The sequence below is a fragment of the Polaribacter sp. Hel_I_88 genome, from assembly GCF_000687935.1.
Classification (GTDB): Bacteria; Bacteroidota; Bacteroidia; order Flavobacteriales; family Flavobacteriaceae; genus Polaribacter.
Map to the genome: position 1 here is coordinate 1627219 of NZ_JHZZ01000001.1, position 15173 is coordinate 1642391.

The window sequence follows — 15173 nt, forward strand, 5'->3', positions numbered from 1 at the left end:
TTAATGACGATTCCATTAACATTTACCATCTGAGTGTTCCTTCCAGTCGCCTGCATTGAGCGCAGTCGAAATGGGAAGGTTAGGATGGGCTTTTTATCTCCCTTTATATTTAAAATAACCTAATAATTTCTTTACGTAACTCTCGTCAACTCTCGTGTTTATTGTTCCTGCACCACTTCTTTTAAATGTACTTAAATAATAATCTGCAAGTCTTAATGCGTTTGCTTTGTAACTATTTCTTATTGATTTTGATGCTGTATTTACATATTGTATTGAGCCAGACTCAGCATCTAACATGGGTACCATTCCCAAATTAGGAATCTCCTCATCGTGTTTATCATATACTCTAATTCCTGTTAAATCGTGTTTTTTACTCGCTATTTTAGCTGTTTTTTCATAATCATCGTCCATAAAATCCGACAACATAAAAACGATGGCTCTTTTTTTCATCACACTAGATAAAAATTTTAAAGCCACACTAATATTTGTTTTTTTACTTTTTGGTTTGAACTCTATTAGTTCTCTAATAATTCTTAAAACGTGACTTTTTCCTTTTTTTGGTGGAATAAACAATTCAATATCATCAGAAAAAAGAATTAAACCAACTTTATCATTATTTTGAGTCGCAGAAAAAGCCAATGTAGCAGCGATTTCTGTAACAGTATCTTTTTTAAATTGATTGATGGTTCCAAAAGATTCTGAGCCAGAAACATCCACCATTAACATCATTGTTAATTCGCGTTCTTCTTCAAAAACTTTAATGTAAGGTTCGTTATAACGTGCAGTAACATTCCAATCAATGGCTCTTACATCATCACCAAATTGATATTGGCGCACTTCAGAAAAAGTCATACCTCGTCCTTTAAATGATGAATGGTATTCACCACCAAAAATATCATTAGACAAGCGTTTTGTCTTAATTTCTATTTTACGAACTTTTTTTAGTATTTCCTTTGTATCCATGAGCCCATCCTAAATCCTTCCCAAAGGGAAGGACCTTTACTTTTAGCTTAAATTCTATTTGATTGATTTTTTAAATAACGTCGATTCCATTTTGCTTTTTCTCCTTTGGGGGAATTAAAGGGGCTTATGGTACCTCTACTTCATTAATAATTAAGTTGATAATCTCAACAGATGTTACATTTTCTGCTTCTGCTTCATAGGTAATTCCTATTCTGTGACGTAAAACATCAAAAACAACAGCTCTAACATCTTCTGGAATTACATACCCTCTTCTTTTAATAAAAGCGTAGCATTTTGCAGCTCTTGCAAGGTTAATACTTCCTCTTGGAGATGCTCCAAAACTGATTAAATCTTTTAATTCTGGTAAATTATATTTTTCTGGATAACGAGTTGCAAAGATGATATCAAGAATATATTTCTCAATTTTTTCATCCATATACACTTCATTTGCAGCTTTTCTTGCTCTAATAATTTGCTCAACAGAAATTACTGGATTTACAGATGCAAAACCACCAGTTAAATTCTGACGCATAATAATTTGTTCGTCTTGTAATTTTGGATAATCAATTACAACTTTTAACATAAAACGATCTACCTGTGCTTCTGGTAAAGGGTAAGTACCTTCTTGTTCTACAGGGTTTTGGGTTGCCATTACTAAAAATGGTTCATCTAATTTAAAGGTAGTTTCGCCAATTGTAATTTGGCGTTCTTGCATGGCTTCTAACAATGCAGATTGCACTTTTGCAGGAGCTCTGTTAATTTCATCTGCTAAAACAAAATTTGCAAAAATTGGTCCTTTTTTAATTTCAAAACTGTTTTTTTGCATATTGTAAATCATGGTTCCAACAACATCTGCAGGCAGCAAATCTGGCGTAAACTGCACTCTACTAAAAGAGGCATCTACAGCTTTAGATAAGGTGTTAATAGCTAATGTTTTTGCCAATCCAGGAACACCTTCTAGTAAAATATGCCCATTACCAAGCAAGCCAATTAACAAACTTTCAATCATTTGTTTTTGCCCAACAATAACTTTGTTCATTTCTAGAGTAAGAATGTCTATAAAGGCACTTTCTCTTTCTATTTTTTCATTAATAGCTCTTACATCTACATCCATGATTTTGATAATTGATTTTTAAATTTTAGAAAACAAATCTACAATTTTAACATTTTGCCATTTGTTAAAAGTAGGTTAAAGATTTTCTAAGGTTTTGTTTATTTTAAAGGGATTCAGTATTGTATTTTAACAGTTTTATGTCATTATTTTTAAATTCGCCATAGGTAAAATATTGTATCCAATCGCCAAGATTAATATATGTACTTTTTGCTGATAAATTAATTTCTAAAGGTAAGTGTCTGTGACCAAAAATAAAATAATCGTAATGATTTTTTGTTAGCTTTCTTTTGCAATATTGTACCAACCATTCATTTTCTTCGCCTAAAAATTTAGCATCATCATCACCAGAAATTATTTTATTTTTTACGGACATGTATTGCCCAAGTTTTACACCTAAATCTGGATGCAACCATCTAAAAAGCCATTTGAATAAGGGAAAAGTAAACACTTTTTTCATACGTTTATAGCCTTTATCTTCGGGGCCTAAACCATCTCCATGACCAATGAGGAACTTTTTACTATTGATGATAAATTCTTGTGGCTTATGATAAACAGGAATATTTAATTCTTTTTCAAAATAATCATGCATCCATAAATCGTGATTTCCTACAAAGAAATAAATAGGAATACCAGCGTCTTTAATTTCAGCTAATTTGCCTAAAACTCTTACAAATCCTTTTGGAACAACAGTTTTATATTCGAACCAAAAATCGAATAAATCGCCTAATAAAAAAATAGCTTCTGCATCTTTTTTAATTTCATCTAACCAAGCTACAAACTTTTTTTCACGAGGAACACTAGCCTCAGGAGTTGGAGCACCTAAATGCTGATCTGATGCAAAATATACTTTTTTCTTGTTGGATGTTGTTATGGAAATCAAATTTTTGAAAAATTTTCAGGATCTTTTTTTGTAGGATAGACTCTTGTAATTAAAATTATATCATTAATATTTTTATAAAGAACTCTAAACTTTCTATTGATTATCATTCTTCTGCAAGATGGATCATATTTATCTACTTGCCATTGTTTGGAAAATATGGTTTCTTCGACATTTAAAATTAGTTCAACAATTCTTTCCGTAGATTTTTCTGGAGAAACTTCTGCATAATATTGTTCAATATCATCTAAATCTTTTTCTGCATCTAATGACCAAATAATATCTTTGAATTTACCATCATCCATAATATAATTAGATACTTTTTTTGTATTTATTTAAAAGTTCTTCTTGAGTTTTAAAGTTTCCTCTTTTGTATGAATTAAGGGCTTGTTCGTTTCTTTTTATGTATTCTTTTTTTGAGATTGCTTTTCCATCAATAGAATATGCAACAATTTCTTCTGATGAATTTTTGTGCGAGTCTTTCAAATTTTCCACATAATTCAAAACAGTTTCTAGAACAGAGGAATCTTCAATAGCATTTAAACTACTAACAATTTTGTTTTTTATTTCTAGTGTGCTCATATTTCATCAAATATAAAAGTTAAAGATACAAAATAAGAAATTTAATTAATTAGAATTCTCCAACTCTAAAACTTTTTGCAACATTTTATCATCTTGATGCATAATTCTGTAGAAACCAACATCACCAAAAAGAACGCTCGCAATTGAGGCTTTTAAATATTTTTTTAGGCTTTCTTTGGTTTTAAAAGATGGATTTGCTCTGTCTTTTATTTTTGATAAATAAGCATCTAAAACAGCTTCATCAGTATCAAAATCATTTACAAAATCTGCAATTTTCCATTTTGATAGCTTTTTTCTGTTACTATCAACATAATCAAAAGCAAAATTATTAATAGAATTGAAATAAAAACTAGACATGTAAGAAGTGGTATCTATTGCAACAAAAACATCAGGAATAATACCTCCTCCACCATAAACTATTTTGCCTTTTGGTGTTTTATATTGCAAAGAATCTATAACTTTTATACTGTCTTTGCTTAGCAATTCTCCGTTTGCAATTCTTTCTTGATAGTCTCTTCTGTAGTCTTTATCGCCATTTTTGTCATAAGGTTTCTGAATGGAACGTCCTGTTGGAGTGTAATATCTTGCCGTTGTTAAACGTACAGCAGAACCATCACCTAAATCCATCTCAACCTGCACTAAACCTTTACCAAAAGAGCGTCTTCCAATGATAGTTCCTTTGTCATTATCTTGCAAAGCACCAGCCACAATTTCAGATGCTGAAGCCGAATTTTCATCAATTAAAATATACAAACCACCTTTTTCAAAAGATCCAATAGAGGTCGCAAAATATTCTTCCACAAAATTCTTATTGTTTTTGGTGAAGACCATTAACTTTTTATTTTCTAAAAATTCGTCGATAATTCTGTTGGCAATATCTATAAATCCACCTCCATTTCCACGCAAATCTAACACCAAATCAGTCATACCATCGTCAATCAAATCACCAAGAGCAGCTTTAAATTCTCTGTATGTATTTCTTGCAAAACGATCTAATTTTATATAACCAATAGAGTCGTTAAGCATGTACGCTAAATCTACACTTTTAATATTTACTTTGCCACGAGTAACATCAACTGAAAATAAGGAATCATTACTTTTTCTATAAATTTGAAGCGCAACTTTAGTTTCTGGTTTTCCTTTTAAGTATTTTGGAACAATGCCACTTCTAAAATCCTTGCCATATAAAGTATCTTTATTAGCCATTAAAATTCTGTCTCCAGCTTTAATACCAGCTTTAATGCTTGGGCCACCTTTTATGGGTTGTACAACTGTAATGGAGTCTTTTATCATTCTAAATTGAACACCAATACCAACAAAGTTTCCTTGCATACTTTCTGTTACAGCTTGCAGATTTTCTCTTGGTATATATACAGAATGTGGATCTAATTTTCCCAACATTTGTGTAATTGCACCATCCAATAATTCTTCTGTATTTACGTCATCTACATAATCTTGCTCAATAAAGTTGATGAGTTTTTTTATTTTTTGTTCTTGCTTTTGTGTTTTAGTAAAAGACAATAAATTATTTGAATTTCCGCCAAAAAAAACACCAATTAAAATTCCTAAAACTACTGCAATCGAAAAGTAAATAGGTAGGTTATTTTTATTCATAAGGCAAATGTTTTAGTTCTACACCAGCTTTTTTTAAAAAATTTAATCCAGATGCGTCTCTGTAATCTTTTGCATAAACAACACGTTTTATACCTGCTTGATGAATAAGTTTGCTACATTGTACACAAGGTGATAAAGTAATGTATAAAGTTGCGTTTTTTGCAGATTGTGTAGAAGAAGCCACTTTTAAAATTGCGTTGGCTTCAGCATGTAAAACTTCCCATTTTGTTTCGCCATTTTCGTCTTCACAACAATTATCAAAACCAGTTGGTGTGCCATTAAAACCGTCAGAAATAATCATTCTATCTTTTACAATTAAAGCGCCTACTTGTTTCCGTTTGCAATGTGATAATTTACCCCACTCTAAAGCCATTTTTAAATAGGCTTTATCGTATTTTAATTGCTTTTTTTCTGTCATGCAACGAAATTAAAAAGATTTGTAGAAATGGAACGTTAATTAATAGACAAAATTTGTTTACCAGAAAACTCGTTCAAGCATCATTTGTATAGAAAAACCTATAACAATACTTGAGGTGACTAAAACCCAATCTCTTCTTTGCACTTTTAAGAAAGTTTTTAGTAATAAACCAATTATTAAAATGCCCAAAACAATAATTATTTGAGCAACTTCTATACCTAATGCGAATTCTATTAAAGGAAATAGTTTGTCTTCTTCTTTACCAATCATCATTTTAAAATAATTAGAGAACCCTAGACCATGAATTAATCCAAAAAATAATGCTAAAACTAGGTTGATATTTCCCTTTTTTGTTGGTTCTTTTTTAGCAGTTATAATGTTGATTAAACCTGTAATAAAAATGGTTAGTGGAATTAAAAATTCTATTAAATCCATTCTAATTTCCAGAATTTTGTAGGCGGATAAAGCTAGTGTTATAGAGTGTCCAAGCGTAAATAAGGTAACTAACCAAACTACTTTTCGCCATTGAAAATTATTAAAAATAACTGCTAAAACAATTAAGAATAAAATATGATCATAAGCAGAAAAATCGAGCACGTGTGTTAGCCCCATTTTAAAATATAGAATAAAATCGTCCATTTAAGATTTTAGATTAAGAAAACACCAAAGATATTAAAAAAGTATTACTGTTTTAAAGTGATTTTATTTGTTGATATTTACATTTTATTTACGCAAATAAGGTAGCAAAAGCCTCTTCAATTTTACCAACTAAAACTAATTTAATGCCATGATTTTTGGAAGAAATTTTATTGTATTTCGAAGCCACAAAAGTTTTATAACCTAATTTTTCTGCTTCCAAAATACGTTGATCTATTTTGGAAACAGGTCTAATTTCGCCAGCCAAACCAACTTCTGCTGCAAAACAAACATTTGGGTTGATAGCAATATCTTGATTCGATGATAAAATTGCAGCAACCACAGCCAAATCAATTGCAGGATCATCAACATTGATACCTCCAGTAATATTTAAAAAAACATCTTTTGCACCCAATTTAAAACCTGCTCTTTTTTCGAGAACAGCTAAAATCATATGTAAACGTTTTAAATTATAACCAGTTGTAGATCTTTGTGGAGTTCCATAAACTGCTGTTGAAACCAACGCTTGAATCTCAATCATTAAAGGACGAACGCCTTCTAAAGTAGAGGCAATGGCTGTTCCACTTAAATCTGCATCTTTTTTAGAAATTAAGATTTCTGACGGATTTGAGATTTCTCGCAAACCATTAGAAAGCATTTCATAAATCCCTAATTCTGATGTAGAACCAAATCTGTTTTTTTGACTTCTTAAAATTCTGTAGGTGTGATTTCTGTCGCCTTCAAATTGTAAAACAACATCTACCATGTGTTCTAAAATTTTTGGTCCAGCAATGTTTCCTTCTTTATTGATGTGTCCAATTAATAAAACTGGAGTTGCAGTTTCTTTGGCAAATTTTATCAATTCTGCTGATGTTTCTCGTATTTGAGAAATACTTCCAGGAGAAGCTTCAATAGAATTGGTATGAAGGGTTTGTATCGAATCGATTACCAAAACTTCGGGCTCAGTTTCTTCGATATTTTTAAAGATTTGTTGCGTGTTTGTTTCAGTTAAAATTAAACAGTTTGAGTTTTTTGCATCTAACCTTTCTGCTCTCATTTTTATTTGAGATTGGCTTTCTTCTCCAGAAACATACAATACTTTTTGGCTAATATTTAAGGCAACTTGTAATAATAAAGTCGATTTTCCTATTCCAGGTTCACCACCCAAAAGAGTTACAGAACCTTTTACCAAACCACCTCCTAAAACTGTATCTAATTCATTATTGTTTGTAATGACTCTTTCTTCAGGATTTAACTGAATATCAGCAATTTTTAAAGGTTTATTAATGGTTTGTTTGGCAGTTGTAGCTTGTTTCCAAACGCGTTTTTCTTCTTTTTGAATTACTTCTTCAACAATAGTATTCCATTCTTTACAAGCACCACATTGCCCAACCCATTTTGCATGTTGAGTGCCACAATTTTGACAGAAAAAAGTTGTTTTGGTTTTAGCCATTTATTTTAGTTACAAAGTTTTGAAAAATCAAAGTTACAAAGTAAAATTAAAAAATAAAGAGACTATTTTACTTTCTTAAATTTTGACTGTTATGAAGAATTGCGTGAATAAAAAAAGTTTTCTTTTCTATTGTATAATGAAGTCCAAATTGAAATCTTTTTGTAAATACGACTCTAAAATCTTTATATCTTTTTTGAAATAAATTTGGATTTTCTTTAATCGTTTCTATGGTTTTTGAAATTTCAAGGTATAATTCGGTTTCTAAGTTTTGTTTTTTGAAATCATACCATTTTAAAGCTTCTATAAGTTCTTTTTCTGCTGATGGCTTTATAATTGCTTTAAACACCATATTTTAAAGATAATTCAGCTTTTATTTCATTCCAATCTCTGCCACTTGTTGGGTTTTTCTGGTGATATAAAAGTCTTTTGTCTAAAATGTTTTTATGTTCCTCAGAAATTTGTGATTTTTGAGATGTTGTATTATAAATAGCCTCCACTTCGTTTAAAACGTTTTCATCTGTTTCTAGAATCCATTTTGATAATTTTTTTCTCCTCTCTTCTGTATTCATAAAGTAGCTTTTTACCAAAGATAATACTTTTAAACAATAAATTAATTTGAAGATTTTCTAAAAGTCAGCAAGTATTTGCGTTAGCGATTGAATGGCATGTTTGAGCTCTTTTTTCTTTTTCGGAAAAAAAGCGAGTAATGAAAGCGCGACCTTTTTAGGGAACGCCCAACTTCTTGATACTATTTTTTAAAAAAGAATTACTCGAAGTTATTTTGTTTTGTTTACAACTGGCAATAACAAGAAAGCCAAACCTCCAAAAACGATAATCATGGCTGTTTGTGCTGTCCACATAATCCAACCAAAAGCGTTTCCTGTAACTTTATCAATTCCAAAAAGTGCGAGTGCACTTGCAACTGCAACAGGATATAAACCTACACCACCATTGGTTGCAGCAATTGAAAATCCGCCTGCGATAAAGCCAATTAAAATGCCACCTACAGGAACTTCTAAACCATCTACAGCAGGAATTGTTGCCCAAAACATAGCAATGTACATTGCCCAAATAAAAACAGTATGGAAAATAAATGCCCACTTATTTTTCATGTTTAAAATGCTAAAAACACCTTCTTTTAAGCCAAGAAAAAAGCCTTTAACTTTAAGTGCAAATTTTGATTTTCCTTTTTTGATGTATAAAATAAAAACAGTAAAAAATACAATTACGATTAGTAAACTACCAAAAGTTTTTACGGGATTAAAATCTTTGGTTAAGAGTGCCCAAATAAAATCGAACTGAATAAAAAGCGTAATACCAACAACAAGTAGCATCATTATTAAATCTGCCAATCTTTCTGCTACAATAGTTCCAAAACCTTTTTCAAAGGGAATGTTTTCGTAGTTCGTCATGACTGCTGCTCTTGTAACTTCACCAGCTCTTGGTAAAAAGATGTTCATTAAATAGGCTACTAAAACTGCTAAGGTAGAGTTGATAAATTTTGGTTTGTAACCCAAAGGTTCTAATAAAAATTTCCATCTGTAGGCTCTAGACAAATGGCTTAAAATTCCGAAAAATAAGCCCAGAGCAATCCACCAGTAATTGGCGCTTTTAAAATACTGAACCAATTCTTCAGGAGAAACAATGGTTAATGAATACCAAACCAAAAAACCTCCCAAAATGAGAGGTATTATTATTTTTAAAACTTTTTTAATATCCAAAATTATGTAAGGGTGTTATCTTTTTCGTTCGGAAAAACTAATTGTGGTTTGAATTTTTTGGCTTCTTCTAATTCCATAAAAGCATATACAATTAAAATTAAAACATCACCAACAGCAACCAATCTAGAGGCTGCACCATTTAAAGTGATTTCGCCACTTTTTCGAGGTCCAGGAATTGCGTATGTTTCTAAACGATTTCCGTTATTATTGTTCACAATTTGAACACGTTCGCCTTCAATAATACCAGCAGCATCCATTAAATCTTCATCTATGGTAATGCTTCCTATATAATTTAAATCTGCACCTGTAACTTTTACACGATGGATTTTTGATTTTACAACTTGTACTAACATTTGGCAAAAATAAACATTTTTTAGTTACTAATTTTTTAATTGAATGTTATCTATCAATCTAATTTCGCCAGCAAAAACAGCAATAAAAGCTCTGTATTTTTTGTCAGATTCTTTTTTGATAATTGTTTCTAATGTTTTTTCATCGGCAATTGTAAAATACTCTAGTTTTAATAAAGGTTCTTTTTTAAATTGATTTTCTACCCATTTACTCACTTTATCAGCACTTTTATCACTAAATTTTTTCTTTGCTTTTTTAAGTGTTTTGTAAATAAAAGGAGCAATTTCTCTTTGTTCTTTAGTTAATCTAACATTTCTAGAACTCATTGCTAAACCATCTTTTTCTCTAAAAATTTTACACCCTTTAATTTTTAAATTTAATTGATGTTTCTCAACCATTTTTTTGATGATTTGCAATTGCTGAAAATCTTTTTGTCCAAAATAGGCATTATCTGGCTCAACAATTTCGAACAATGTTTTTACGATGGTACCAACTCCGTTAAAATGACCATCTCTAAATTTTCCTTCCATTTGATGTTCCAAACCATCAAAATCAAAACTTTCTGAAACGATATTTTTATGGTAAATTTCTTCTATTGAAGGATGAAAAAGCACATCACAAGCAACACTTTCTAATAATTTAGTGTCACTTTCTAACGTTTTAGGATATTTTGCAAGATCTTCTTTATTATCAAACTGCGTAGGATTTACAAAAATGCTAACAACTACTACATCATTTCTTTGCTGAGCTTGTTTAATTAAAGACAAATGCCCTTGGTGTAAAGCACCCATTGTTGGCACAAAACCTATTGTTTTATTTTGCGCTTTTAATGTTGCTAAATACACTTTTAAAGCATGTTTTTCTTTGAAAATAATCATAGTAAGTTACTGTATATAGAGTGCAAACTTACCAATTTAACATCATATTAGCATAATAATTTGTACTTTTGCGCATCTTATAAAAGAGTTGGATTTAATGAAAGACAAAAGAATTTTATTTGTATCGTCTGAAGTTGTGCCTTATTTACCAGAAACAGAGTTGTCTAAAACAGCTTTTGCCTCTGCTAAAAATGCCCATTCTAAAGGAGTTCAAACCCGTATTTTTATGCCAAGATATGGTGTAATTAATGAAAGAAGACATCAATTACATGAGGTTATTAGGCTCTCTGGAATGAACCTAGTTGTGAATGATATAGATATGCCTTTAATTATAAAAGTAGCTTCTATTCCTAAAGAAAGAATGCAAGTTTATTTTATAGATAATGAAGAGTATTTTAAAAGAAAGGCCGTTTTTACAGATGAAGATGATGAGCTTTTTGAAGACAATGACGAAAGAGCCATTTTCTTTGCAAAAGGAGTTGTAGAAACTGTAAAGAAATTAAACTGGGCTCCAGATGTTATACATATACATGGCTGGATGGCATCTTTACTACCTCTTTATTTAAAAGAATTTTATAAAGAAGAGCCTTTATTTACAGAAAGTAAAATTGTTACTTCTTTATATAAAAATGGTTTTGAAGGCGAATTAAATTCAGATTTGGCTGAAAAAGTACAATTTGATTTAAATAATCCAGAAAAAATAAAAACGATACAAACACCAAATCATAATAATATTTTAAAAAGTGCTATTGAAAATTCGGATGCAATTATTCATGGAAGTGAAACAATTGATGAAGATTTGGCTTCTTTTATAGAAAAACAAGAAAAGCCTGTTTTAGAATATCAAGAGGAGAACCTAAAAGAAGCTTATTTAAATTTTTATGCTGAATTAATAGCAGCTAATTAATCGTTTTACAGTGAGAAATTTTATTAGAAGAAGTGTTTATATAAGTGTTTTTGTATGCTTATCAGTAGCAATAGTATCTTGTGAAAAAGATTTTACAGATATTGGATCGAACGTGATTAGTAATGTGAAGTTTGATACCAATGTTGATTCAGTTTATGTTACTGCAGAAAATAGTCCTTTAGTCAGGATTCAATCAGATAATATAGGTTTAATAACACAACCTCAACCTACGGATTTAAATCAATATTTATTGGGTGTATATGCCAGCCCAGACTATGAAAAATTAGAAGCTTCTATTGTTTCTCAATTAGCAATTTCACCAGGTTTACAAGTTGTAGATGATGCAGATATTACAGATACAACAGATGTTGTTAGTGTTGTTGATACGGTTTTTTTAAAATTACCATATCAAGTAAGTTTAGACGCAGATGGAACAAAATTTGAAATTGATTCTGTGATAGGTGATAAAACCAAACCTTTCAATTTAAATGTTTACAGGACTAATACTTTTATTAGTCAATTAAATTTAGCAGATCCAACAAAGACAAACAAGTTTTTTTCTGATGCTGATTTTGAAAAATTAGGAGATCCATTAAATGATCAACTTAATTTCCCTTTTACACCTAACGAAAATGATACGATATTAGTTGTTAATAGAAAACTGTTTGATGGTTCCATTTATAAAAATGACACTGTTAGATATACAGCCTCTGCAACAAGTACAATTCCTGTTCCTTTTGCTAGAATTCCCTTAAACAAAGAAACTTTTAAGAATTTATTTTTAGATAAATACGGAGAAGCTGAATTTTCTTCCCCAGCAGCTTTTAACGATTATTTTAGAGGAGTTATTTTAGAGGCTTCAGGGAATGAAGGTTCTTTAATATCGTTTAATTTTATTAACCCTAATGCAGATTTAAATCCATCTATTGAAGTTTATTATACAAATACCGTTTTAAATAAAGGAACAACGGATACTTTAAAAACGGTAAGAAAAAATAATTCTTTTCCTTTATCAGGTTTTAGGATTAACACCTACAAGATGGAGGAGAAAGTATATACGGATAATAATACGATAAAAATACAGGGAACTGCTGGTAGTGAAGGCAATATTACTTTATTTGATCAAAATAAAATAGACGAGTTAAAAGCCAAAAATTGGTTGATTAACGATGCTACACTAACTTTTTATGTAAATAAAAATGCTGATTCAGAGAATCTTCCAGAAAGATTATATCTTTATAAGAGTAATCAAGTTGGTTCAAGTACTGTATTTACTCAAATAAAGGATGCCTATAGTGAAATTGCATCTGGTGGTATTCTTGGATTTTTAGACGCAGATGGAGAAAGCTATTCTTTTAAACTTACGGATTATTTATCTGATATTTTAAGTGGAGAAATCACCTATGATTCAACATTAAAATTAAAAGCCTTTAATCCCTCAGATTTACCAAATTCTACCAGTGATGAGTCTTTTAGAAATTATAGCTGGAATCCGAAAGCAGTTACAATTTTTAATAATACATTAGCAAATGGTGATAAAAGACCAATATTAAAAATATCCTATTCAGAAAAAAAATAAAAAGAACTAACTAAAAAAAAAGTGCAATGTGTGGAATTTCAGCTTACATAGGTTATAGAGATGCCTATCCAATAGTTATTAATGGTTTAAAAAGATTAGAGTATAGAGGTTATGACAGTTCTGGTGTCATGATTTATGATGGAGAAAAAATGCAACTTTCTAAAACCAAAGGAAAAGTTTCTGATTTAGAAAAAATTACGGACGCAGAAGAAGAAAGAAAAGTAGGTAAAATTGGAATGGGGCATACACGTTGGGCAACGCATGGAGTTCCTAATGATGTAAACTCACATCCTCATTATTCTCAATCAGGAGATTTAGTAATTGTACACAATGGTATTATTGAAAATTATGATACGATTAAAAAGGAGCTAATTACTAGAGGCTACACTTTTAAAAGTGATACAGATACTGAAGTTTTAATCAACTTAATTGAAGAAGTTAAAAAAACAGAAGGTTGTAAACTTGGGAAAGCTGTTCAGTTAGCATTAACAAATGCTGTTGGAGCTTATGCCATAACTGTTTTCGATAAAAATAGACCTAATGAAATTGTTGTAGCGCGTTTAGGAAGTCCTATTGCAATTGGTGTAGGAGATGCTAACAAAGAGTTTTTTATAGCATCAGATGCTTCACCTTTTTTAGAATATACAAAAAATGCCATCTATTTAGAAGATGAAGAAATGGCAGTTGTAAAATTAGGGAAAGAAATAAAAGTTTTTAAGATAAAGGACGACTCTAAAGTAGAGCCAACTATCCAGAAACTTCAAATGAGTTTAGATCAAATTGAAAAAGGTGGTTTCGATCATTTTATGTTGAAAGAAATTCATGAGCAACCTAAAGCAATTACAGATACTTTTAGAGGTAGAATGTTAGTGGAGGAAAATATGATTAAGATGTCAAGTATCGATGATAATCTTGATAAATTTTTAAATGCAAACAGAATTATTATTATTGCTTGTGGTACCTCTTGGCATGCAGGTTTGGTTGGAGAATATCTTTTTGAAGATATGGCTAGAATTCCTGTAGAAGTAGAATACGCTTCTGAATTTAGATATAGAAATCCAATTATTACAAATAAAGATGTTGTAATAGCAATTTCACAATCTGGTGAAACTGCAGATACTTTAGCAGCTATTAAACTAGCTAAATCAAAAGGAGCTTTTGTATATGGTGTTTGTAATGTTGTAGGTTCATCTATTGCAAGAGAAACACATTCTGGAGCTTATACACATGCAGGTCCAGAAATTGGAGTTGCATCAACAAAAGCATTTACAACACAAATTACTGTGTTAACTTTAATAGCACTTAAATTAGGAAAAGCAAACGGATCTTTAGCAGACCATACTTTTAAAGATTATCTTAAAAAGATGCAATTAATTCCTAGGCAAGTAGAAAAATTGCTGAAAATTGATGAGCATGTTAAAAGTATTGCAGCTGTTTATAAAGATGCAACCAACTGTTTGTATTTAGGTAGAGGTTTTAACTTCCCTGTGGCTTTAGAAGGAGCTTTAAAATTAAAAGAAATTTCTTATATTCATGCAGAAGGATATCCAGCAGCAGAAATGAAACATGGTCCTATTGCTTTGATTGACGAGAATATGCCAATTTTTGTGATTGCCACAAACAGAGGTCATTATGAGAAAGTAGTAAGTAACATTCAAGAGATAAAATCTAGAGCTGGTAAAATTATTGCAGTGGTTACAGAAGGAGATACGCAAGTAAGAGAAATAGCAGATCACGTAATTGAGGTTCCTGATACAGAAGAGGCATTAACACCTTTATTAACGACTATCCCTTTACAGTTATTGTCTTATCATATAGCAGTAATGTTAGGTAAAAATGTAGATCAACCTAGAAATTTAGCAAAATCAGTTACTGTAGAGTAATTTGTTTTGATGTTCTAAAATAGCGTTACAAAATTAATAAACTAAAGGTAGTGATTTTTTATCACTGCCTTTTTTCTTTTTTGTACGATTTTCTTTTGCTTGTGAATTTGATTAGGAGTTAGCATATAATCAGACAAATGAGGCCTGTAATTATTATAGATTTCGATAGCGTTTTGAACTATTTTTCTTCTAACATT

Annotated in this window: 17 protein-coding genes; 3 read left to right on the top strand and 14 right to left on the bottom strand. The window is 30.5% G+C overall.

What is annotated here, in order from left to right:
• Positions 1 to 93 precede the first annotated feature (93 nt).
• The 14 genes from P161_RS0107345 to panC form a co-directional block, all read right to left on the bottom strand.
• On the bottom strand, positions 94 to 963 hold the full coding sequence (locus P161_RS0107345) for a DUF58 domain-containing protein (protein WP_026776371.1): 870 nt from the start codon (positions 961 to 963) through the stop codon (positions 94 to 96).
• A gap of 124 nt (positions 964 to 1087) precedes the next feature.
• A complete protein-coding gene (locus tag P161_RS0107350) occupies positions 1088 to 2077 on the bottom strand; it encodes a MoxR family ATPase (protein ID WP_026776372.1) in 990 nt (329 codons plus the stop codon).
• 103 nt (positions 2078 to 2180) lie between these two features.
• A complete protein-coding gene (locus P161_RS0107355; RefSeq protein WP_026776373.1) occupies positions 2181 to 2957 on the bottom strand; it encodes a UDP-2,3-diacylglucosamine diphosphatase in 777 nt (258 codons plus the stop codon).
• Positions 2954 to 3259 carry a type II toxin-antitoxin system RelE/ParE family toxin gene (locus P161_RS0107360; RefSeq protein ID WP_026776374.1) on the bottom strand — a complete coding sequence of 102 codons (306 nt, stop codon included), beginning with the start codon at positions 3257 to 3259 and terminating at the stop codon, positions 2954 to 2956. The genes P161_RS0107355 and P161_RS0107360 overlap by 4 nt, the downstream gene beginning before the upstream one ends.
• A gap of 7 nt (positions 3260 to 3266) precedes the next feature.
• Complete coding sequence (locus P161_RS0107365; protein WP_026776375.1) at positions 3267 to 3536, bottom strand: hypothetical protein; 270 nt, start codon at positions 3534 to 3536, stop codon at positions 3267 to 3269.
• Positions 3537 to 3581: 45 nt separating this feature from the next.
• Positions 3582 to 5150, bottom strand: coding sequence for a S41 family peptidase (locus tag P161_RS0107370; protein WP_026776376.1), 1569 nt, complete (start codon positions 5148 to 5150; stop codon positions 3582 to 3584).
• The gene (locus tag P161_RS0107375) at positions 5143 to 5568 is read right to left on the bottom strand and encodes a dCMP deaminase family protein (RefSeq protein WP_026776377.1); all 426 of its coding nucleotides are present in this window, start codon (positions 5566 to 5568) and stop codon (positions 5143 to 5145) included. The genes P161_RS0107370 and P161_RS0107375 overlap by 8 nt, the downstream gene beginning before the upstream one ends.
• A 57-nt stretch (positions 5569 to 5625) precedes the next feature.
• Positions 5626 to 6207 (bottom strand): HupE/UreJ family protein, encoded by a 582-nt coding sequence (locus P161_RS0107380; protein WP_026776378.1) that lies wholly within the window; start codon positions 6205 to 6207, stop codon positions 5626 to 5628.
• An 88-nt stretch (positions 6208 to 6295) separates the two neighbouring features.
• Positions 6296 to 7657 carry a DNA repair protein RadA gene (gene radA / locus P161_RS0107385; protein WP_026776379.1) on the bottom strand — a complete coding sequence of 454 codons (1362 nt, stop codon included), beginning with the start codon at positions 7655 to 7657 and terminating at the stop codon, positions 6296 to 6298.
• Positions 7658 to 7724: 67 nt separating this feature from the next.
• Positions 7725 to 8006 (bottom strand): type II toxin-antitoxin system RelE/ParE family toxin, encoded by a 282-nt coding sequence (locus P161_RS0107390; RefSeq protein WP_026776380.1) that lies wholly within the window; start codon positions 8004 to 8006, stop codon positions 7725 to 7727.
• Entirely contained in the window at positions 7996 to 8226 is a 231-nt protein-coding gene (locus P161_RS18230; RefSeq protein WP_036841321.1) for a hypothetical protein, read from the bottom strand. Before P161_RS18230 ends, P161_RS0107390 begins: the two co-directional genes overlap by 11 nt.
• 207 nt (positions 8227 to 8433) lie before the next feature.
• On the bottom strand, positions 8434 to 9378 hold the full coding sequence (locus tag P161_RS0107400) for a lysylphosphatidylglycerol synthase transmembrane domain-containing protein (protein WP_026776381.1): 945 nt from the start codon (positions 9376 to 9378) through the stop codon (positions 8434 to 8436).
• Between the two features lie 2 nt (positions 9379 to 9380).
• Positions 9381 to 9731, bottom strand: a complete 351-nt coding sequence (gene panD / locus P161_RS0107405) for an aspartate 1-decarboxylase (protein WP_026776382.1) — start codon at positions 9729 to 9731, stop codon at positions 9381 to 9383.
• 27 nt (positions 9732 to 9758) lie between these two features.
• Positions 9759 to 10607 carry a pantoate--beta-alanine ligase gene (gene panC, locus P161_RS0107410; protein WP_026776383.1) on the bottom strand — a complete coding sequence of 283 codons (849 nt, stop codon included), beginning with the start codon at positions 10605 to 10607 and terminating at the stop codon, positions 9759 to 9761.
• 97 nt (positions 10608 to 10704) lie between these two features.
• Between panC and P161_RS0107415 the strand changes: the two genes are divergently transcribed.
• The 3 genes from P161_RS0107415 to glmS are packed head-to-tail and all read left to right on the top strand — an operon-like array spanning position 10705 to position 14976.
• Positions 10705 to 11514, top strand: a complete 810-nt coding sequence (locus tag P161_RS0107415) for a glycogen/starch synthase (protein ID WP_026776384.1) — start codon at positions 10705 to 10707, stop codon at positions 11512 to 11514.
• 10 nt (positions 11515 to 11524) lie between these two features.
• Positions 11525 to 13093, top strand: coding sequence for a DUF4270 family protein (locus P161_RS0107420; protein ID WP_026776385.1), 1569 nt, complete (start codon positions 11525 to 11527; stop codon positions 13091 to 13093).
• A 26-nt stretch (positions 13094 to 13119) separates the two neighbouring features.
• Positions 13120 to 14976: a glutamine--fructose-6-phosphate transaminase (isomerizing) gene (gene glmS, locus P161_RS0107425; RefSeq protein ID WP_026776386.1), complete on the top strand. Its 1857-nt coding sequence runs from the start codon at positions 13120 to 13122 to the stop codon at positions 14974 to 14976.
• Positions 14977 to 15173 lie beyond the last annotated feature (197 nt).

What these genes read in the sequence shown, in the direction of transcription:
- P161_RS0107370 (WP_026776376.1), bottom strand. Translation starts at nt 5,150, where the DNA reads ATGAATAAAAATAACCTACCTATTTACTTTTCGATTGCAGTAGTTTTA.
- radA (WP_026776379.1), bottom strand. Translation starts at nt 7,657, where the DNA reads ATGGCTAAAACCAAAACAACTTTTTTCTGTCAAAATTGTGGCACTCAA.
- panD (WP_026776382.1), bottom strand. Translation starts at nt 9,731, where the DNA reads ATGTTAGTACAAGTTGTAAAATCAAAAATCCATCGTGTAAAAGTTACA.
- P161_RS0107365 (WP_026776375.1), bottom strand. Translation starts at nt 3,536, where the DNA reads ATGAGCACACTAGAAATAAAAAACAAAATTGTTAGTAGTTTAAATGCT.
- P161_RS0107350 (WP_026776372.1), bottom strand. Translation starts at nt 2,077, where the DNA reads ATGGATGTAGATGTAAGAGCTATTAATGAAAAAATAGAAAGAGAAAGT.
- P161_RS0107380 (WP_026776378.1), bottom strand. Translation starts at nt 6,207, where the DNA reads ATGGACGATTTTATTCTATATTTTAAAATGGGGCTAACACACGTGCTC.
- glmS (WP_026776386.1), top strand. Translation starts at nt 13,120, where the DNA reads ATGTGTGGAATTTCAGCTTACATAGGTTATAGAGATGCCTATCCAATA.
- P161_RS0107415 (WP_026776384.1), top strand. Translation starts at nt 10,705, where the DNA reads ATGAAAGACAAAAGAATTTTATTTGTATCGTCTGAAGTTGTGCCTTAT.
- P161_RS18230 (WP_036841321.1), bottom strand. Translation starts at nt 8,226, where the DNA reads ATGAATACAGAAGAGAGGAGAAAAAAATTATCAAAATGGATTCTAGAA.
- P161_RS0107390 (WP_026776380.1), bottom strand. Translation starts at nt 8,006, where the DNA reads ATGGTGTTTAAAGCAATTATAAAGCCATCAGCAGAAAAAGAACTTATA.
- P161_RS0107345 (WP_026776371.1), bottom strand. Translation starts at nt 963, where the DNA reads ATGGATACAAAGGAAATACTAAAAAAAGTTCGTAAAATAGAAATTAAG.
- panC (WP_026776383.1), bottom strand. Translation starts at nt 10,607, where the DNA reads ATGATTATTTTCAAAGAAAAACATGCTTTAAAAGTGTATTTAGCAACA.
- P161_RS0107360 (WP_026776374.1), bottom strand. Translation starts at nt 3,259, where the DNA reads ATGGATGATGGTAAATTCAAAGATATTATTTGGTCATTAGATGCAGAA.
- P161_RS0107375 (WP_026776377.1), bottom strand. Translation starts at nt 5,568, where the DNA reads ATGACAGAAAAAAAGCAATTAAAATACGATAAAGCCTATTTAAAAATG.